Source organism: Bradyrhizobium sp. 186 (assembly GCF_023101685.1).
Classification (GTDB): Bacteria; Pseudomonadota; Alphaproteobacteria; order Rhizobiales; family Xanthobacteraceae; genus Bradyrhizobium.
The window spans coordinates 5,949,347-5,967,506 of the sequence record NZ_CP082164.1; the positions used below are offsets into that span (position 1 = coordinate 5,949,347).

General features: G+C 64.8%; 19 protein-coding genes. 8 read left to right on the forward strand and 11 right to left on the reverse strand.

The genetic code is table 11. The annotated features are described in order from the left end of the window. Positions 1 to 5: 5 nt before the first annotated feature. From glyA to IVB18_RS28660, 5 genes are all read right to left on the reverse strand, one after another. Positions 6 to 1,304: a serine hydroxymethyltransferase gene (gene glyA / locus IVB18_RS28640; protein ID WP_247983747.1), complete on the reverse strand. Its 1,299-nt coding sequence runs from the start codon at positions 1,302 to 1,304 to the stop codon at positions 6 to 8. Between the two features lie 259 nt (positions 1,305 to 1,563). Beyond that, entirely contained in the window at positions 1,564 to 1,785 is a 222-nt protein-coding gene (locus IVB18_RS28645; protein WP_247349426.1) for a hypothetical protein, read from the reverse strand. Positions 1,786 to 1,822: 37 nt separating this feature from the next. Beyond that, entirely contained in the window at positions 1,823 to 2,059 is a 237-nt protein-coding gene (locus IVB18_RS28650; protein WP_247983748.1) for a hypothetical protein, read from the reverse strand. A gap of 201 nt (positions 2,060 to 2,260) precedes the next feature. Continuing rightward, on the reverse strand, positions 2,261 to 2,779 hold the full coding sequence (locus IVB18_RS28655; protein WP_007603420.1) for a MarR family winged helix-turn-helix transcriptional regulator: 519 nt from the start codon (positions 2,777 to 2,779) through the stop codon (positions 2,261 to 2,263). A gap of 449 nt (positions 2,780 to 3,228) precedes the next feature. Next, a complete protein-coding gene (locus tag IVB18_RS28660; protein WP_247983749.1) occupies positions 3,229 to 3,732 on the reverse strand; it encodes a DUF6163 family protein in 504 nt (167 codons plus the stop codon). 122 nt (positions 3,733 to 3,854) lie between these two features. On the opposite strand from IVB18_RS28660, the gene hemB reads away from it, so the two are divergent. From hemB to IVB18_RS28675, 3 genes are all read left to right on the forward strand, one after another. Further along, entirely contained in the window at positions 3,855 to 4,913 is a 1,059-nt protein-coding gene (gene hemB / locus IVB18_RS28665) for a porphobilinogen synthase (protein ID WP_247983750.1), read from the forward strand. A 186-nt stretch (positions 4,914 to 5,099) separates the two neighbouring features. Next, complete coding sequence (locus IVB18_RS28670; protein WP_247983751.1) at positions 5,100 to 5,657, forward strand: RDD family protein; 558 nt, start codon at positions 5,100 to 5,102, stop codon at positions 5,655 to 5,657. A 134-nt stretch (positions 5,658 to 5,791) separates the two neighbouring features. Then, complete coding sequence (locus tag IVB18_RS28675) at positions 5,792 to 6,568, forward strand: arginyltransferase (RefSeq protein WP_247983752.1); 777 nt, start codon at positions 5,792 to 5,794, stop codon at positions 6,566 to 6,568. Positions 6,569 to 6,620: 52 nt separating this feature from the next. On the opposite strand, the gene IVB18_RS28680 is transcribed toward IVB18_RS28675, so the two are convergent. After that, on the reverse strand, positions 6,621 to 7,973 hold the full coding sequence (locus tag IVB18_RS28680; RefSeq protein ID WP_247983753.1) for an Nramp family divalent metal transporter: 1,353 nt from the start codon (positions 7,971 to 7,973) through the stop codon (positions 6,621 to 6,623). A 158-nt stretch (positions 7,974 to 8,131) separates the two neighbouring features. On the opposite strand from IVB18_RS28680, the gene IVB18_RS28685 reads away from it, so the two are divergent. Further along, entirely contained in the window at positions 8,132 to 9,376 is a 1,245-nt protein-coding gene (locus tag IVB18_RS28685; protein ID WP_247983754.1) for an MFS transporter, read from the forward strand. A gap of 72 nt (positions 9,377 to 9,448) precedes the next feature. On the opposite strand, the gene IVB18_RS28690 is transcribed toward IVB18_RS28685, so the two are convergent. Then, positions 9,449 to 10,708 carry an adenylate/guanylate cyclase domain-containing protein gene (locus IVB18_RS28690; protein ID WP_247983755.1) on the reverse strand — a complete coding sequence of 420 codons (1,260 nt, stop codon included), beginning with the start codon at positions 10,706 to 10,708 and terminating at the stop codon, positions 9,449 to 9,451. A 175-nt stretch (positions 10,709 to 10,883) separates the two neighbouring features. Here IVB18_RS28690 and IVB18_RS28695 point away from each other — a divergent pair, with 175 nt between their 5' ends. Both IVB18_RS28695 and IVB18_RS28700 read left to right on the forward strand, forming a co-directional pair. After that, complete coding sequence (locus tag IVB18_RS28695; protein ID WP_247983756.1) at positions 10,884 to 12,041, forward strand: MFS transporter; 1,158 nt, start codon at positions 10,884 to 10,886, stop codon at positions 12,039 to 12,041. 31 nt (positions 12,042 to 12,072) lie between these two features. Continuing rightward, a complete protein-coding gene (locus IVB18_RS28700; protein ID WP_247983757.1) occupies positions 12,073 to 12,264 on the forward strand; it encodes a hypothetical protein in 192 nt (63 codons plus the stop codon). Here IVB18_RS28700 and IVB18_RS28705 read toward each other — a convergent pair. The 3 genes from IVB18_RS28705 to dmeF all read right to left on the reverse strand — a co-directional run bounded on the left by IVB18_RS28705 (position 12,261) and on the right by dmeF (position 14,372). After that, complete coding sequence (locus IVB18_RS28705; protein WP_247983758.1) at positions 12,261 to 12,398, reverse strand: hypothetical protein; 138 nt, start codon at positions 12,396 to 12,398, stop codon at positions 12,261 to 12,263. The genes IVB18_RS28700 and IVB18_RS28705 overlap by 4 nt on opposite strands. A gap of 96 nt (positions 12,399 to 12,494) precedes the next feature. Then, positions 12,495 to 13,325, reverse strand: a complete 831-nt coding sequence (locus tag IVB18_RS28710) for an N-acyl homoserine lactonase family protein (RefSeq protein ID WP_247983759.1) — start codon at positions 13,323 to 13,325, stop codon at positions 12,495 to 12,497. Positions 13,326 to 13,412: 87 nt separating this feature from the next. Next, entirely contained in the window at positions 13,413 to 14,372 is a 960-nt protein-coding gene (gene dmeF, locus IVB18_RS28715; RefSeq protein WP_247983760.1) for a CDF family Co(II)/Ni(II) efflux transporter DmeF, read from the reverse strand. 195 nt (positions 14,373 to 14,567) lie between these two features. Between dmeF and IVB18_RS28720 the strand changes: the two genes are divergently transcribed. Further along, positions 14,568 to 15,386, forward strand: coding sequence for a chromate resistance protein ChrB domain-containing protein (locus tag IVB18_RS28720; RefSeq protein ID WP_247983761.1), 819 nt, complete (start codon positions 14,568 to 14,570; stop codon positions 15,384 to 15,386). Further along, positions 15,386 to 16,771, forward strand: a complete 1,386-nt coding sequence (gene chrA / locus IVB18_RS28725; RefSeq protein WP_247983762.1) for a chromate efflux transporter — start codon at positions 15,386 to 15,388, stop codon at positions 16,769 to 16,771. Before IVB18_RS28720 ends, chrA begins: the two co-directional genes overlap by 1 nt. A 94-nt stretch (positions 16,772 to 16,865) precedes the next feature. On the opposite strand, the gene IVB18_RS28730 is transcribed toward chrA, so the two are convergent. Continuing rightward, a complete protein-coding gene (locus tag IVB18_RS28730; RefSeq protein WP_247983763.1) occupies positions 16,866 to 17,399 on the reverse strand; it encodes a 2'-5' RNA ligase family protein in 534 nt (177 codons plus the stop codon). Between the last annotated feature and the right edge of the window lie 761 nt (positions 17,400 to 18,160).

Here is an 18,160-nt window from a genome sequence, read left to right on the forward strand (position 1 = left end):
TGACCTTACTGGTAGATCGGAAACCGATCGGTGAGCGCCTTGACCCGTTCCTTGATCGCGGCCTCGACCAGCGGCGCCTTGCCGTCGGAGGATTGTGCGATCGCGTTCAAAACCTCGGCGATCATGCCGCCGACTTGCTGGAATTCAGCGACGCCGAAGCCGCGCGTGGTCGCTGCCGGCGTGCCCAGCCGCAGGCCCGAGGTAACGAAGGGGGTTTCGGGGTCGAAGGGAATGCCGTTCTTGTTACAGGTGATGGCCGCGCGGACCAGCGCCTTCTCCGACACGTTGCCCTTCAGGCCCTTCGGCCGGAGATCGACCAGCATCAAATGGTTGTCGGTGCCGCCGGAGACGATATCGAACCCGTGGCTCTTCAGCGTCTCGGCCAGCGCCTTGGCGTTCTCAACGACATTCTTGGCGTAGATCTTGAAATCCGGACGCAGCGCCTCGCCGAAGGCGACTGCCTTGGCCGCGATCACATGCATCAGCGGCCCGCCCTGGAGACCGGGGAAGATCGCCGAGTTGAGCTTCTTTGTCAGCGTCTCGTCATTCCACAGCATCAGGCCGCCGCGCGGACCGCGCAGCGACTTGTGGGTCGTCGTGGTCGTGACGTGCGCATACGGCACGGGCGAGGCATGCACGCCGCCGGCGACGAGGCCCGCGAAATGCGCCATGTCCACCAACAGATAAGCACCGACGCTATCCGCGATCTCGCGGAAACGCTTGAAGTCCCAGGCCCGCGAATAGGCCGAGCCGCCGGCGATGATCAGCTTCGGCTTGACCTGCTCGGCCTGCTTGGCCACCGCGTCCATGTCGATGATCTGGTCCTCACGGCGCACGGTGTAGTGCGCAGCCTTGAACCACTTGCCGCTCATGTTGACGGGGGAGCCGTGGGTGAGATGGCCGCCGGCCGAAAGGTCGAGGCCCATGAAGGTGTCGCCGGGCTGGAGCAGCGCCAGGAATACCGCCTGGTTCATCTGGCTGCCCGAGTTCGGCTGCACGTTGGCAAACTGCGCGCCGAACAGCTTCTTGGCGCGATCGATCGCGAGGTTCTCGGCAACGTCGACCCACTCGCAACCGCCGTAGTAGCGCGCGCCCGGATAGCCTTCCGCATATTTATTGGTCATCACCGAACCCTGCGCTTCCAGCACGGCACGGCTGACGATGTTCTCGGAGGCGATCAGCTCGACCTCATGGCGCTGCCGGCCGAGTTCGCCCTTGATCGCGGCTGCGATTTCCGGGTCGGCCTGGTCGAGCGCGGCGGTGAAAAACGAATCGGGCGCGGAGGCGGTTTTGGCGGACGTCATCTTGCGAATATCTCCACCGCCGCAGCCTTTTGGCGGCTACGGGCGGACTAGTGTGGCGATCGGAAGCGGCGAGCGCGATCTACCACATCGCCCGCCCCCGGCCAAGCATTTGCGGGTCGGGCCTGATATTTATGCAAGATGTGGTGGGCTGGAGGATTCGGACGACCGGCGATCCTGTCGATCCGCCGGTAGCCATTGTCCAAGAAAGGTCCGCTTTGGACCTTAAATCCATGGGCGGCTAACTGTGACGATGGACTCCTTACAGCCCGGTATACCCCGCCTTCACCGGGTCCACGCTGCCGTCGAGCTGGCGTAAATAGGTCAGGCCGCAGACCGTCAACCTGTGGGTGTCCTTCTCCCCGGCTTCCATCAACGTATTGAGGTAGTTGGTCACCTTGGCCCGTGCCTCCGCGCTCGCCGCGGAGCTGCGGTTGGCGAGCAGGTCATAGGTCTGCATGATGCGGTCGATGGCAGCTTCCATGTCACCCTCTGGTTCTTGCCGATTTTGGGAGTCGTGATCAGGCAACCGCTTTAGCCTCGGACTGTGCCTCGAACCTGACGATGGCCTTGTTGGCCAGCCTGATCTTGTTGAACTCGCCGTGCTGGAGCAATTTAATCACGATCTCGAGCAGGCGCTCGTCGGTGACGAGAGTGTCGGGGATCGCGCCGGAGCGGCGAAGGTAGTTCGCGGCGATGGCATAGGCCTCGCTCACGAGTTCCACGTTCATCGCCCCCAAGCCACGCTCGACCAGCATCGTCAGCCTCCGATCCGGAAGGGATAAGCGCCGAGCCGGGAACTCGTTCCGTACGGTTGGCGATTTTTTCGCAGCCGCGAAACGACAAACGCACCGGTCCGGGCAGAGCCGGGCCGGCGCGCTTGGGGAAGTTAGGCACGTTCGGAGAGGCTTGCCGGTCTTGTTGTGGGCCGGCTTGGCCTTGTCCCGTCGAAAAAGAACTCAGAGACGATACAGGATCTGGTCGGTCCAGAACCGCTCGAGGCGGTGCAGCGACTTGTTGAGCGTGGAGAACTCCTCGCCCGAGATGCCGCCGACCTGCTCCACCGTCTTGACGTGCTTCTGGTAGAGAGAGTCGACGATGCGGCGAACCTCCTGGCCTTGCGGCGTCAGGCGAATGCGCACCGAGCGGCGATCCACGCGCGAGCGCTGATGATCAAGAAAGCCGAGCTCGACGAGCTTCTTCAGATTGTAGGAGACGTTGGAGCCGAGATAGTAGCCGCGCGTGCGCAGCTCGCCCGCGGTCAGCTCCTTGTCGCCGATGTTGTAGAGCAAGAGCGCCTGCACCGAGTTGATGTCGGCACGGCCACGACGATCGAACTCGTCTTTGATGACGTCGAGGAGACGGCGATGCAGCCGCTCCACCAGAGTCAAAGCTTCCAGATAGAGCGTCTGCACCGAACCCTGCTGGCCGGAGACGCGCTCTGCGGTATCTGCCGCAGTTGCGACGGCTTTCATCATGACACTTCCCCTGTTGTCGTTTTTATCGACACTCATTCGACGAAACTTGTGTCCCGTCTGATAGGTGCAACTTAAGGGGAACCGTTTGAAGATCAGCTTAAATAAGAGAATAAAGAGATCATGAATTTAAGACAGTGAATTGCTGATTAAACCTGTGCTGCAAGGGCTTTTCGCAACCGTCTGTTGACCGTTGCAAGGTCCTGTTCACCCTCCGTCCGCCGCCTCTGTCGCATTCCAGCACAGGGCCGCCCCGTTTCGAAACGCGCGCGTAACAGCTGTGGCGGAATGCACGGAGTCAATGAAAAGTTACCGCAAATTTTAGGCAACCAGCGGTCAACCAAGCGCAGGTGAAACGTCCCGCGTCCCGGTTCTGCAACGCATCACGCCGCAAGTGCGGCGCGCTGCGCTGCGTCCGGGGCACGAGAGGATTTGTGTGTCGAAAGCGTCGCCTACGGCGGTCGCTCGCGGGCGGCCATCCAGGCGAGCGCGAGATAGGCCGCGAGCATGAAGGCTTCCACGCCGACGACGACCAGGCTGCCGCCGTAGATTCCCGGGAACATCAATTCGATCACGGCCATCGACACCACGGTGGTCAGCCACACCACCGCGCCCCAAGGCGTTGCGAGCCACAGGCCGACGGCGGCGACAAGCTCGATCACGGCGAAGTAGATAGTCGAGGCCTGCCAAGCCATCGACTGGTTCTCGAACGCCTCGTCCTCGCCGCCGACGAAGCCCGTGACCTGCGCCCAGTGATAAAGGCCCTTCAGGATCGAGAGCAGCGCCATCAAGCGCAAAAACAGCACGAGACGGCGCGTCCAGACGTTGTCGTCGGACTCCGGGCGCTCCGACGAGATCGCCGCCACCGACATTGCGTTGTCTCTGGCATTGTCTCTGGCGGCGTCCCTGGCATTGGCGCTGTCGCGGGCCGCATCGCGGGTGGAGATCTCGGACATCCCCCCTTCTGGCTGCTTCGCCCCGCAAAATCAATCGCCTGCCATCCCTTGCGACAGGTCAAGCCGCGGTGACGGGAACAATGCGAGCTGGTATAAGAATAATTCCAGCCGGAGGAAGTGTAATGGCGATCAAATACGGACGTCCGATCGAACTGCGCGAGGTGGCTCGCCCCGGCGCGGCAGGCTCCCCTGCCCTCGATCTGACCGTCCGGCCGCGCCGCAACCGCAAGGCCGAATGGGCCCGGCGCATGGTGCGCGAGAACGTGCTCACCACCGACGATCTGATCTGGCCGCTATTCCTGATCGACGGCAACAGCAAGCGCGAACAGATTGCCTCGATGCCGGGCGTCGACCGCCTCAGCGTCGACCAGGCCGTGCGCGAGGCCGAGCGCGCGATGAAGCTCACCATTCCCTGCATCGCGCTGTTTCCCTACACCGATCCGTCCTTGCGCGACGAGGAGGGCTCGGAAGCGACAAACCCGAACAATCTGGTCTGCCAGGCGGTGCGCGCGATCAAGAAGGAGTTTCCGGATCTCGGCATCCTCTGCGACGTCGCGCTCGACCCCTTCACCAGCCACGGCCATGACGGGCTGATCACCGACGGCAAGATCCTGAACGACGAGACGGTCGCCGTGCTGGTGCGCCAGGCGCTGGTGCAGGCCGAAGCCGGCTGCGACATCATCGCGCCATCCGACATGATGGACGGCCGCGTCGCCGCGATCCGCGAGGGGCTGGATCGCGCAGGGCTGCTCGACGTGCAGATCATGGCCTATGCGGCGAAATACGCTTCCGCCTTCTATGGCCCGTTCCGCGATGCCATCGGCTCGGCCAAGACACTGACCGGCGACAAGCGCACCTACCAGATGGATAGCGCCAACACCGACGAGGCATTGCGCGAGGTCGAGCTCGACATCGCCGAGGGCGCCGACATGGTGATGGTCAAGCCGGGCATGCCCTATCTCGACGTGGTGCGGCGGGTGAAGGACACCTTTGCGATGCCGACCTTCGCCTACCAGGTCTCCGGCGAATACGCGATGATCGCGGCAGCCGCGGGCAATGGCTGGCTCGACGGCGACCGCGCGATGATGGAGAGCCTTTTGGCCTTCAAGCGCGCCGGCGCCGACGGTGTGCTCAGCTACTTCGCGCCGAAGGCGGCGGAGAAGATCAGGACGCAGGGGTAAGGCACGCACTGGCCTCCCCGGGTCGTCACGGTGAAGGCCGGGACGACCCCGAGGGGTATGGCACCCACTCCCCAGCCACCGCCGCGGAATCGCCGGAATATTTCGGCTTGTTGATCCCGGCGCCCTTGGCACGCGGACGGCCTGTTCCCATGTCCTGCCACGGAGCTTCCGCTGGGAGAACGGACCATGTCGTATTCGGACTCGGGCAATTCAGGTCCCCAAGCTGGCTCCTGGCGCAATGACGGCGGGGTGCCGCCGAACGCCTACGATCCCTATCTGCACCCGGAACTGTTCCGCGGCGTCGCGACGCGGCGCGTGTTCGCCTTCCTGATCGACATGGTCGTGATCTCGGTGCCGGTGATCCTCGGCTACCTCTTCATCGCCGTGTTCGGTGTGGTCACGCTCGGCATCGGCTGGGCGCTCTTCTGGCTGGCCTGGCCCGCGTCCGTGGTCTGGGCCATCGTCTATTACGGCGCCTGCATCGGTGGGCCCCACTCGGCGACGCTGGGGATGCGGGTGATGGACCTGGAATTGCGGACCTGGTACGGCGCACCCGGCTATTTCGTGCTCGGCGCCATGCATGCCGTGCTGTTCTGGGTGACGTTCTCGTTCCTGTCGCCGTTCGTGGTGCTGGTCGGCCTGTTCAACGGCCGGCGGCGCCTGTTGCATGATTTTGTGCTTGGAACGGTCGTCATCAACAATTCCGTTCGCGCTCCCGTGCCTCAGGCCGCCAGGAACTACTGATCAAGAACCTATCAACCAGGACCGACTAAGCTGACTGATCTGATTGACACCGATCCGACTCGCCGAGCAGACCGATTGACCGGGGGCTTTCGTAGCGCGATGCTGAGACCCACTTCGGAGGCCCACGTCGTCCCTTGACCCAGCACTCGCGCGACACCCCACAGTTTTACCTCACGGCGCCGTCGCCGTGCCCCTATCTGCCGGGCCGGCATGAGCGCAAGGTGTTTACGCACCTTGTGGGTGAGCGTGCAGGCGACCTCAACGACCTCCTGACCCATGGCGGTTTCCGCCGCAGCCAGTCGATCGCCTACCGGCCGGCCTGCGACCAGTGCCGCGCCTGCGTCTCGGTCCGGGTGATCGCCAACGAGTTCCGCCCCTCCCGCAACTTCCGCAAGGTGATCGCCCGCAACGCCGACATCATCGGTGAGCAGCGCAGCGCGGTGCCGACCTCCGAGCAATATTCGGTGTTCCGCGCCTATCTCGATTCCCGCCACCGCCATGGCGGCATGGCCGACATGACCGTGCTCGACTACGCCATGATGGTCGAAGACAGCCATGTCGAGACCCGCATCATCGAGTACCGCAAACGCGGCCCCGACAGCGGCATCACCGGCCGCGGCGAGGAGCTGATCGCGGTCGCGCTCACCGACGTGCTCAGCGACGGCCTGTCAATGGTCTATTCCTTCTTCGAGCCGGGCCAGGTCAGCCGCTCGATGGGCACCTTCATGATCCTCGACCACATCGCCCGCGCCCGTCGCCAGGGCCTGCCTTACGTCTATCTCGGCTACTGGATCGAAGGCTCGAAGAAGATGGACTACAAGGCCCGCTTCCTGCCGCAGCAGCGGCTGGCGCCCTCAGGCTGGCTGCGCATCGACGCGCACGGGGATGCGGCGTCAGAGCCGCAGGATTGACGTTGCGAATGGCGAGTTGCGAGTAGCGAATAGAACACACTCCATTCGCCATTCACCCGAACAGCGTATCCACCAGCAGCTTCACGTTCAAAATCACGATGACGCCTGCGACGATCCACGCGATCGCGGCGACCCACGCGGGGATCGCGAACTGGCCCATCTTGCGGCGGTCGGAGACGAAGCGGACCAGCGGGATGACCGCGAAGGGCAATTGCATCGACAGCACGACCTGGCTGAACACCAGCAGATCGGCAGTGCCGCGTTCCCCGTAGATCGCAGTGACGATGATCACCGGAATGATGGCGATGCCGCGCGTGAGCAGGCGGCGCGCCCAGCTCGGCAGGCGCAGATCGAGAAAGCCCTCCATCACGATCTGGCCGGCGAGCGTCGCCGTCACGGTCGAATTGAGTCCCGAGGCGAGCAGCGCCACCGCGAACAGGGTCGAGGCGATGCTGAGGCCGAGCAGCGGCGAGAGCAATTCGAACGCCTGGCCGATCTCGGCGACATCGGAATGGCCGCTCTTGTGGAAGGTTGCGGCCGCCACCACGAGGATCGCGGCGTTGATGAACAGCGCCAGCATCAGCGCGATGGTCGAGTCCGTCGTCGCCCATTTGATCGCATCGCGCCGGCCCGTGTCGCTGCGCTCATAGGCGCGCGTCTGCACGATCGACGAGTGCAGATAGAGATTATGCGGCATCACGGTCGCGCCGATGATGCCGATCGCGATGTAGAGCATCTCGGGGTTGGTGAAGATCTCGGTCGACGGCACGAAGCCCCTCAACATCGCGGCAACCGGCGGCGCTGCCGCGGCAATCTGGATTGTGAAGCAAGCCGCAATCACGACCAGCAGCGCGATGACGAAAGCTTCCAGGAAACGGAAACCGCGGTTCATCAGGACGAGAAGCAGGAAGGCATCCAGCGCGGCAATCAGTGCGCCGCCAATCAGGGGAATACCGAACAGGAGTTTGAGTGCAATCGCGGTACCGATGACCTCGGCGAGATCGCAGGCGATGATCGCCGCCTCGCAGGCGAGCCACAGCATGAAGTTCACGGCCGGCGAATAGGTCGCGCGGCAGGCCTGCGCGAGGTCGCGGTCGGTGACGATGCCGAGCCGTGCTGCCAGCGATTGCAGCAGGATCGCCATCAGGTTCGAGAGCAGGATGACCGAGAGGAGCGTGTAGCCGAACTTCGATCCGCCGGCGAGGTCGGTCGCCCAGTTGCCGGGGTCCATGTAGCCGACCGAGACGAGGTAGCCCGGACCGACAAAGGCGAGCAGGCGCCGCCACCATTGGCCGGCGGCAGGAACGGCCACCGTGCCATTCACCTCGGCGAGGCTCTTGGTGGTGGGCGCATCGGCGCGCCAACCGGCGGCGTCACGGGTCAAGTCGGGTGATCGGGCATCCATGAGACCAGAATACCGAAGTCGGACCTTATTGCAACTCATTTGCAACTGCATCTAGCCGGATCGGTTCCCATTACGCCCAATGCTGTCGGGAAGCGGGTGGGTTTGGCCGGGCTGGAGGGCGGATACTGGCGCGAATTCGACTTTGCAGGATATGAGCCATGTCAACGACGCCCCGCCTTCCCGACACGTTCAACCGCCTCGCCTGGTCCAACCTCGCGGCGCAATCGGCCGAGCAGATCGCACTGGCCGCAGCCCCCATCGTCGCCGTGCTGACGCTGGGGGTCGCGGAAGGCCAGACCGGCCTGTTGCAGACCGCGCTCACCCTGCCGTTCGTGCTGTTCGCCATCCCGGCCGGCCTGCTCGCCGACCGCATCTCGCGGCGCTCACTGATGGCGGGCGCCGAAGCGCTGCGGGCCGCGGCGCTGGTGGCCATCGTACTGCTTCTCGCGCTCGGCGCGCTCAACCTGCCACTGCTGGCACTGCTCGGCTTTGCCGCGGTGTGCGGCACCGTGGTCTACAGCGTGGCCGCGCCGGCGCTGGTGCCCTCGCTGGTGAGTTCGGACCTGTTGCCGGCCGCCAATACCCGGATCGAGCTCGCGCGCACCATCGCCTTCGCCAGCGGCCCTGCGCTCGGCGGCGCGCTGGTCGGCTGGTGGGGCGCGAGCCTCGCCTTCGGCTTTGCCGCGGCCCTCTCCGCGATTGCCGTGGTGCTGCTCTCAGGCATCTACGAGCCCGCGCGCACGCCTTCGCCGCGGCGCCATCCGTTCCAGGACATCCGCGAGGGCGCGGCCTTCGTGTTCCATCACCCGCTGCTGCGGCCGGTGTTCATCACCCAGTTCATCTTCAACACTGGCTGGTTCCTCCAGATTGCGGTGTTCGTACCCTATGCCGTGCGCCATCTCGGCCTGACGGCCGCTGGGGTAGGCACCGTGCTTACGATGTACGGCGTCGGCATGGTGATCGGCGCATTGTTCGCCACGCGCGTGATGCGCCGCATCGCCTTCGGCACCGTTGTGGGGCTTGGTCCGGTCACGGGCTTCGTGGCCTCGGTCGTGATGGCGCTGACCGTCCTGGTGCCCTCGCCCTGGCTCGCGGGCCTCAGCTTCTTCCTGCTCGGTGTCGGACCAATCCTCTGGGTGATCTCGACCACGACCTTGCGCCAATCGGTGACGCCGCCGCGCCTGCTCGGCCGCGTCTCCGCCATCAACATCATGAGCTACGGCGCCCGCCCGCTCGGCTCAGCGCTGGGGGCGATCGTCGGAGGATTTTACAGCGCGGAAGCGTGCCTCTATCTCGCGGCAGCGGTCTTCGCCGTGCAGGCGCTGGTGATCCTGCTCTCGCCCGCGGTGGCACTGCATCGGCAGCCGGAGATGGTGGACGATGGTGCGGCGGTGCGGTGCTAGAGCGCCGTCACTGCGAGGACCGAAGACTGTCGTCCTGGTTTTCGCCAGGACGACATTGGGGGAGCAGCGAGGCTACCCCGCCAAATACCGCTCGTAGCTTCCCATCACCGGTTCGTTGCTGTCGACTTCCGGATCGAGCGTGTAGAGATCCTGCGCGCGGCCGATGCCGCGCAGCGCGTAGCGGCCGGTCGAGACGAGGTAGCGGCGGCCGGCGGCATCGAGCCCTTTGTAGAACTCGGCTGATGCCAGCAGCTCGCGATCGACCGAGCGGCTCATCGAGGCAATACGGCTAACCTCGTTCACGGTCGGGCCGACCACGGTGAAGTCCAGCCGGTCCGCGCTGCCGATATTGCCGTAAAAGACCTCGCCGACATGCAGGCCGATATAGGCCGATGTGGTTGGACGTCCATCGGCCTCCCGGCGCGCATTCAACGCCGCGACGTTCTTGCGAGAAAGATGCTCAGCGCGAAGCGCGGCGCGCCGCGCATCCGCCATATCCTCGCCCCAGAACATCGCGAGCACACCGTCGCCGATCAGCTTCAACACGTCGCCGCCGGCGTCGTGGATCGCATCGATCACGGCTTGTGCATAATCGTTCAGGAACGGGATAATCTCGTCGGGGCCGATGCTCTCGCTGATCCCGGTCGAGCCGCGCAGATCCGAATACCACAGCACGGTGTTGATGCGCTCGGTGACACCGCGCGAGATGCGTCCGCGCAGCACCTGCTCGGAGGCATCGCGGCCGAGATAGACGCGGCCGAGCGTGCGGGCGATGTCGACTTGCTGCGCCGACTTGATCGCGAGCCCCAGCACCGGCACGAGGTCGCGCATCGCGGCGAGCTCGGCTTCGCCAAAACCTTCGGGGCGGCGCGTGGTCCAGCAGGAATAGAGGCAGTCCATCAAGCCGAGCGCGCCGTTCTCGCCGAAGCGATGCACGAAAGCGAGGTAGTGGCGGTGGCCCTTCTCGGCGAGTTCGCCGATCTGCGAGAAATCCAGTGACGGCGCATCGGCAAGATCGATCACCATCTCGTCGTCGCCGTGCTCGAGCATGTGGAAGAACACCGAGCGGCGCCAGCTTTTCGCCGCATCGCCCTCGGCGGTCGAACCGTACTCGAACACGTCGCTCTCGTTGCTCTGCCGATCGCTCCAGCGGAAGCCGCGCCCCTCATAGATCGGATGCAGCGTGTCGATGACAACGAGCCCGCGCGAGAGTTCCAGTCCCTCGGCCCGGCAGCGCTCGCAGAACCCTCGCAGCAGTTCGTTTTCGGGAAGGCCCGTCAGCCCCTGGCCGGTCAGCCAGTTCATCAGCGCGAGGCGCGAGGTCAATTGCATACGCCATTATGGCGTGCATTCGTGACGAGCGAAAGGCGGGGCGCGGGCCGTGCGCCATCAAGGCTCCCGCCCGCAACAGGTCAAATATGTCGCGGACGCTGTTGACGCGCTTCCGCTGCGGACTGCAAATGCGGCTGATGACACCCCCGCCGACCGAGACCAGAATCGCGCCAAGATGAGCCGACGACAGCTTCCGACCGTCCTGGCACTCGGCACCACGCAGACGCTCGCCTGGGCCTCCAGCTACTATTTGCCGGCGCTGCTCGCCGATCCCATGGCGCGGGACCTAGGCGTCTCCTCCAACTGGATCTTTGGCGCGTTCTCCGCCTCGCTCGTGATCTCGGCGATGCTCGGCCCGCGCATCGGGCGGCAGATCGATCTCGTCGGTGGACGCCAGGTGCTGTCAGCTTCCAACCTGACGATCGCCGCCGGCCTCGTGCTGCTCGGCCTCTCACAGTCGGTGATGGTCATGGCGGTGGCCTGGCTCGTGCTTGGCATCGGCATGGCGATGGGACTCTACGATGCCGCCTTCGCCGCACTCGGCCGCATCTACGGCACCGAGGCGCGCGGCTCGATCACGGGCATCACGCTGATGGCGGGCTTTGCCTCGACCGTCGGCTGGCCGCTCACCGCCTGGGGCCTGTCGCATATCGGCTGGCGGGACACCTGCTTCGCGTGGGCTGCTGCCAACATCCTGATCGGCCTGCCCCTCAACTTCTTCATGCTTCCGGCGATCAAGGGCGCCAGGCAGGCCGCGGCCACCGCCGAGAAGCCGTACGTGCCGCTCGACCGCACCATGATCCTGCTCGCCTTCGTCTTCGCCGCGGTCTGGACCGTCACCGGAGCGATGGCCGCGCATTTCCCGCGCATCCTGGAGACAACGGGCGCGACGCCGGTCGAGGCGATCGCGGCCGGCGCGCTGATCGGCCCGGCGCAGGTCGCCGCGCGGATTCTCGAAGCGGGCTTCCTCAGCCGTTTTCATCCGCTGTGGTCGACCCGGCTTGCCTGCCTCACCCACCCGATCGGCGCAGTGGTCGTAGCGATCTTCGGCGGCGCCGCGGCCAGCGCGTTTGCGCTGTTCCACGGCTCGGGCAACGGCATCCTGACCATTGCGCGCGGCACGCTGCCGCTGTCGATCTTCGGCCCGAAGGATTTCGGCTACCGCCTCGGCGTCATCGGCGCGCCGGCGCGGATGGCGCAGGCGGTGGCGCCGCTGGCCTTCGGCCTGCTCATCGACGTGATGGGAGCCAAGGTGTTGATCGTCTCATCCGCACTCAGCCTCTCGGCGTTGGCGGCGCTGTTCCTGATCCGCGCGGAGCGGCGGCCGGATTGACCGCGCCATCGCTTTCGCGCACAAGCGGACCATGAGTGACGACACCGGCCCGCCCCGCACATTGAAAGGCCTCCTGCGCTGGGCGACCACGCCGCCGCAGGCCTGGGGCGTCTATCTTCTCGCCATCATCCTTGTCTGGCTGCTCTCGTTCTATGCCGGCACGCTGAAGCCGAAGAAGACCCCGGAGGGCGGACCGCCGCCGATCACGGCGCCGCGCAGCTAGTCTGACGTCGTCTTCGTTTCGCCGGTCGCAATCCAGATTCCTGCGAACACCGCAACCAGCCCGATCAGGAGATTTGGCGTGATCGGCTCTCCGATGAAGAACAGGCCGAAAAGGCAGATTCCGAGCAGCGCCACGGCCGGCCAGTCGGAACGCTGCGGCCAGCGCGCACCGAGCAGAATCGCACAGGGCCCCTGCTGTCAGCGTTGCGGCAGCAGGATCGTCGCGACTGGTCAGTCGTAAAACTCCGGCGACATCTTCTGGCTGTCGCGCTGGGCTTTGTCGTGGTTGATCCAGAGCTGCGCCTTCTCCTTGCCGAGCGTGTCGGCGATCTTCTGCATCGAGGCCGCGCTTTGCTCTTTGTTTGTGTTCATGCTGGGCACACGGCGGTTGTCCCAATTATCCCTGAAGTGGACGGCATCGCCGGACAGCACCACCGCGCCGGTCTTCGGCAGTTTCACCAGCAGCGATTGATGTCCCGGCGTGTGACCCGGCGTCGACAGGAGGATCATGCTGCCGTCGCCGAACACGTCCTTGTCGCCCGACAGCAGCTCGACGGGATGCGAGGGCTTGAAGCGCGGCTCGTTGTTGGCGCCGGGCCAGTCATACTCGGCCTTCTGCACATAGAGGACGGCCTGTGGGAATAATTCGACATTGCCGGTGTGGTCCGGGTGCGTGTGCGAGACCCCCATCGCCTTGACGTCATCCGGCTTGACGCCGAGCTGCTCGAGCTGGGCCTGCAGCGTCTTCGGCCGGCGCCAGGTCACGGCCTTGGGATCAGGGGGCGCAAGCCCGTTCGGCATCGCGGCAACCGCATCGGCGATCCCGGTGTCCCACAGGAACCAGCCCTTGGCGTGCTTGATGAGGTAGCAGGTGTCGACGAAGTCCATCGTCTTGCCCTCGTTCAGGCCGGGCGTCCAGCGCGAGATGTCGCCGGCGGTGCCCTCCCCGCAATTCAGGACGTAGAGCTTTTCAACGCCGGTCTTGTCCGCTTGCGCCACCGCCGCATGGCTGGACAGAGCGAGCGTGACGACGGCGAGAGCGAGCTTGGTCCTGGACATCATTCTTGGTCCCTCCTTGCAGCGTTTGGGCAAGCTGCGACCGAGGATCAACCCCGGCCGCGCTACAGAATTCCGCTCTCTCGGATTACGTCAATGCGGACACGTTTCGACCTCGACCGTGACGTGGCTTAAGCCCTCCAAGCCGGCCAGCCGCCGCTTGTAGATCGCCGGCTGCTGCGGCTGGTCCGACACCACCGAGACCAGCACGGCGCAATGGCCGGGGCCGACCTGCCAGAGATGCAGATCGGTGACGCGGTCGTCGCCCACCTCGATGCGGGCGCGGATCACCCGCTCCAGCTTCTCGTCGGCACGCACGTCGAGCAGCACGGCGCCCGAGCTCCTGATCAGGCCGAATGCCCAGCTCGCGATCACCGCGCTGCCGATCAGCCCGACGGCGGGATCGGCCCAGGCCCACCCCGAATACATCGCGACGGCGAGCGCCGCGATCGCCAGCACCGAGGTCGCGGCATCTGCCATGACGTGGACGTAGGCCGCGCGGAGATTGTTGTCGTGATGGTGGTGATCATGGGCATGATCGTCGTGGTCATGATGCGCATGGCTGTGCCCGTGATCATGGCCGTGATGATGATCATGGTTGTCGCGCAACAGCCACGCGCTGGCGAGATTGACGCATAGGCCGAGAGCCGCCACCGCGATCGCCTCGCCATAGACGATCGGCACTGGCGTGATCAGCCGCAGCACGCTCTCATAGGCGATCCCGACTGCGATCAATCCCAAAATTATCGCGCTGGAGAAGGCGGCGAGATCGCCGAACTTGCCGGTGCCGAAGGTGAAATGCGCGTTCCCCAGGTGCCGGCGCGCGAAACGGTAGGCGAACACAGCGATGCCGAGTGCTGCCGCATGCGTCCCCATGTGCCAGCCGTCGGCGAGCAGCGCCATCGAGCCGAACAGCGAGCCTGCGACGATCTCACCGACCATCATGACCAGGGTCAGGACGACGACCAGCCAGGTGCGCCGCTCGTTCTCGTCGTGCTTTTCGCCCAGGAAGGCGTGGTCATGGGTCCATTGTTCGACGGAATGGGAATGCATCAGAAATTCTCCGGAAGGTCTGGTCCGTTGACCCGCAATATAGACCTGCGGGACGTCCGGGCAAAATCGAGGGAATGAACCGATTGACAGGTCGGCGCGGTTTCGCTGTAATGACGTTCATGGGGATTTGAGCGATCTCCCCACGAGGCGACATGCCCAAGTATCGCGTCCCGTTTGTTATTACGAGGGCGCATCATGTCTTCCTACACGACGATATCATCTGACAAACTGGCACGGCTGATCGGCACGGCGAACGCCCCTGCCCTGATCGACGTGCGTACGGACGAGGATTTTGCCGCCGACCCGCGACTGATCCCCGGCTCGATCAAGCTCAGCCACAGCAACGTTCCGGACTGGGGCGGCGAATTCGCCGGCCGTTCCGCGATCGTTTCCTGCCTGCGCGGCGAAAAGCTCGCGCAGGGCACCGCGGCCTGGCTCCGCCAGCTCGGCGTGCAGGCCGAGACCCTGGAGGGCGGTTTCGAGGGCTGGAAAGCGGCAAAGCTGCCGCTGCTCGACACCCGCAAGCTGCCGCCGCGCGACGCCAAGGGCCGTACCGTCTGGGTGACGCGGGCGCGGCCCAAGGTCGACCGCATCGCCTGCCCCTGGCTGATCCGCCGTTTCGTCGATCCCAATGCGGTGTTCCTGTTCGTCGCGCCGTCCGAAGTGGTCGCCGTCGGCGAACGCTTCAACGCAGCGCCTTTCGACATCGAAAATGTGTTCTGGAGCCACCGCGGCGAGCTCTGCACCTTCGACGTGATGGTTGAGGAGCTCGGGATTGCCACGCCGTCCCTGCTTCGGCTCGCAACGCTGGTGCGCGGCGCCGACACTGCGAGGCCCGACCTCGCGCCGGAGGCGCCCGGCCTGCTCGCGGCCTCGCTCGGGCTGTCGCGCATGTATGACGACGATCTCGAACAGCTCGAGGCCGGCATGCATCTCTACGACGCCTTCTACCGCTGGTGCCGCGACGCCACCACCGAGACCCACAACTGGCCGACCAACAAGGTGAAGGCGTGATGGATACCCGTACTACCGCAGCAGGAGCTGATGCCGGTCACGGCATCAGCCTCAGTGAAGCCTTCCGCGTCTGGCTCCGCGTCGCCTGCCTGAGTTTTGGCGGGCCCGCCGGCCAGATCGCGGTCATGCACCGCATCCTGGTCGAGGAGAAGAACTGGATCTCCGAAGGCCGTTTCCTGCATGCGCTGAACTACTGCATGCTATTGCCGGGCCCGGAGGCGCAGCAGCTCGCCACCTATGTCGGCTGGCTGATGCACCGTACCGCCGGCGGGCTGATGGCCGGCGGGCTCTTCATCCTGCCCGGCATCATCGCCATCATGGGCCTGAGCTACATCTACGCCGCCTTCGGCAATGTCAGCTTCGTCGAGGCGCTGTTCTTCGGGCTGAAGGCCGCCGTGCTCGCCATCGTCGTCGAGGCCGTGGTGCGCGTCGGCAAGCGCGCGCTGAAGAATCGCATCATGATCGCGATCGCCGCGATCGCCTTCGCCGCGATCTTCTTCTTCGCCGTCCCCTTCCCGATCATCATCATCGCCGCCGGCATCATCGGCTATGTCGGCGCAAGGAGCGGTCGTCCGGAATTTGCCCCCGCCGGTCACGGCAATGGCGGCAGTAGCGCCGTGGTCGACAGCATGCTCGGCGAAGCCGTGCCCGACCACGTCCGTCCCGACACCGCGCGTGCGATCCGTGTCGGCGCGCTATGGCTTGCGCTCTGGCTGGTGCCGGTGATCGCGCTTCTTGCTGCGTTCGGTGAGGCCAACGTGTTCAGCCAGATCGCGCTGTTCTTCTCAAAAATGGCGCTGGTCACCTTCGGCGGCGCCTATGCGGTGCTGGCTTACGTCGCCCAGCAGGCGGTCGAGCACTATCACTGGCTCAAGCCGCACGAGATGCTCGACGGCCTCGGCATGGCCGAGACGACGCCGGGTCCGCTGATCATGGTGCTCCAGTTCGTTGGCTTCATGGCGGCTTTCCGCGATCCAAGCGGGCTGTCGCCGATGCTCGCGGCAACGCTCGGCGGATTGCTGGCGACCTGGGTCACCTTTACGCCATGCTTCCTTTGGATCTTCGTCGGTGCGCCCTATATCGAACGCCTGCGCGGCAACACCGGCCTTGGCGGCGCGCTCAGCGCGATCACGGCCGCCGTCGTCGGCGTGATCCTCAACCTCTCGATCTGGTTCGCGCTGCACACGCTGTTCCGCGAGACGGCGCCGGTGCACAGCTTCCTGCTCGCCTTTGACAGGCCGGTGCTGACAAGCGTCGACGTCCCGGCGCTGCTGCTGTCGATCGCAGCCGCAACCGCGATCTTCCGCTTCAAGCTCGGCATGCTCACGGTGCTCGCCGGCAGCTGCGCCGCCGGCGTGGCGCTGCGGATGGCGGGGGTGATTTAGGACTCTTACTCATAGGTTCGTCGCATCCGGCTTGCTACCGGAAGGCGACGTTGAAGCTGGCGTGGCAGCCTTGGCCAAGAAGCCAGATCTTGAGTTATGAAACGCTTAGACCGCACGCCGAGCTGTACAGCACTTCGACGGGACGGAAACGCACCAATTCCACCCGGTCGAGAAAGCCTGTGATTGGCTCCCAGCTTGATAGGAGAGCCATGAGAGCGGGCCCCGGATCAGGCAAAGCTCCCGACAATGTCACGTGGGGCACCCAAGCTCCCGGTCGATAATGCGCATCGACCTTAAGATCGGGCAGTGCAGTTTGTATGGCCTGATGCCGGGCAAGCAACTCGAACGTCACGACCGGCACGGCCCATAGAACGGTGCCGTCACCCGGAAAGGCACCTAATCCGCTCAAGCCAATCGGGAGGGCTTGCCAATTTCGGGATGTGTCTTCAAGCGCGGTGCGCAGCCTATTGAATGGTGTTTCGTCCGGATAGATCGCAAGGGTAATATGCGGGGCGTACCCAAGTTGGTAGCGATCGGTATCGATTCCGTCGACCGCAAGCTTGCGCCAGATCGCCTCGATAGGAACAGCGCTGATGGGGTCTAAGCGAAGTGTAATAGCGAACGGCATGGGCGCGATACTAACAGCCCTTACTCGCGCACAGCAACTCGCTCAGTGCTCGCCCGATGTCTGTATCCATCTGGCTGTGTGCTCGGGGGAGCGTTGTTGCCTAGCGCCCCGTCGACCACTGCCCGTCGGGCAAAACAGCCGCGACCGCCCCGGCCACATCGCTTGTCAAGCTCCACTCCTAAAAATATTCCACTTTACCGAAATTCGGATTTATCGTACAAGCGGAGCACCCTGGCCCGAGACAAGGGGCGGATCGCGATCGTCACGAACCGCGGGCTGGGGTGCGATGGACGCGACGGCGTCGGGCGCGCATGGCATTGCAGGGCGGCTTTGGCCGTGAGCAATTGCCTTCGCGCCGACGACACGGCGCTGACAGCGTCTTCGCATGGCTTCGGGCGCGAGCACACGCCAGCTCCCGAAGTCCCTGCGAAGACGTACGCGGACGAAGAAGTCGTGTGGTCCTGACGCCCGGAGCCTGTGCGTCAAGTCTTGCGGTGATGTGGGTGGCCCAACCGGGCGCGCGCATCAGTCATCCGCGAGCCGACGGGGGCAATAGTGCATCGCTCCCCGGGGAGAGCACGAAGGACACCGTTAAAACCACCGCGCAGGGAGGGCCGGGCGATCCGGTGAAACCTGTGGTCCACCCCGTGTGCATTTCTGTGGCGCACGGATCGCGGGTGCCAGCCGGCGCCCGGCCTTCCCTGCGCCCTTGTTTCAACAAGGGTGATACGATGGAGCAAAACTCGGGCGAGATGCGCCGC

Coding starts and splice junctions, on each gene's coding strand:
- IVB18_RS28700 (WP_247983757.1), top strand. CDS start 12,073: ATGAGTGACGACACCGGCCCGCCCCGCACATTGAAAGGCCTCCTGCGC.
- IVB18_RS28730 (WP_247983763.1), bottom strand. CDS start 17,399: ATGCCGTTCGCTATTACACTTCGCTTAGACCCCATCAGCGCTGTTCCT.
- hemB (WP_247983750.1), top strand. CDS start 3,855: ATGGCGATCAAATACGGACGTCCGATCGAACTGCGCGAGGTGGCTCGC.
- IVB18_RS28690 (WP_247983755.1), bottom strand. CDS start 10,708: ATGCAATTGACCTCGCGCCTCGCGCTGATGAACTGGCTGACCGGCCAG.
- IVB18_RS28645 (WP_247349426.1), bottom strand. CDS start 1,785: ATGGAAGCTGCCATCGACCGCATCATGCAGACCTATGACCTGCTCGCC.
- glyA (WP_247983747.1), bottom strand. CDS start 1,304: ATGACGTCCGCCAAAACCGCCTCCGCGCCCGATTCGTTTTTCACCGCC.
- IVB18_RS28655 (WP_007603420.1), bottom strand. CDS start 2,779: ATGATGAAAGCCGTCGCAACTGCGGCAGATACCGCAGAGCGCGTCTCC.
- IVB18_RS28685 (WP_247983754.1), top strand. CDS start 8,132: ATGTCAACGACGCCCCGCCTTCCCGACACGTTCAACCGCCTCGCCTGG.
- chrA (WP_247983762.1), top strand. CDS start 15,386: ATGGATACCCGTACTACCGCAGCAGGAGCTGATGCCGGTCACGGCATC.
- IVB18_RS28695 (WP_247983756.1), top strand. CDS start 10,884: ATGAGCCGACGACAGCTTCCGACCGTCCTGGCACTCGGCACCACGCAG.
- IVB18_RS28660 (WP_247983749.1), bottom strand. CDS start 3,732: ATGTCCGAGATCTCCACCCGCGATGCGGCCCGCGACAGCGCCAATGCC.
- dmeF (WP_247983760.1), bottom strand. CDS start 14,372: ATGCATTCCCATTCCGTCGAACAATGGACCCATGACCACGCCTTCCTG.
- IVB18_RS28720 (WP_247983761.1), top strand. CDS start 14,568: ATGTCTTCCTACACGACGATATCATCTGACAAACTGGCACGGCTGATC.
- IVB18_RS28650 (WP_247983748.1), bottom strand. CDS start 2,059: ATGCTGGTCGAGCGTGGCTTGGGGGCGATGAACGTGGAACTCGTGAGC.
- IVB18_RS28710 (WP_247983759.1), bottom strand. CDS start 13,325: ATGATGTCCAGGACCAAGCTCGCTCTCGCCGTCGTCACGCTCGCTCTG.
- IVB18_RS28680 (WP_247983753.1), bottom strand. CDS start 7,973: ATGGATGCCCGATCACCCGACTTGACCCGTGACGCCGCCGGTTGGCGC.
- IVB18_RS28670 (WP_247983751.1), top strand. CDS start 5,100: ATGTCGTATTCGGACTCGGGCAATTCAGGTCCCCAAGCTGGCTCCTGG.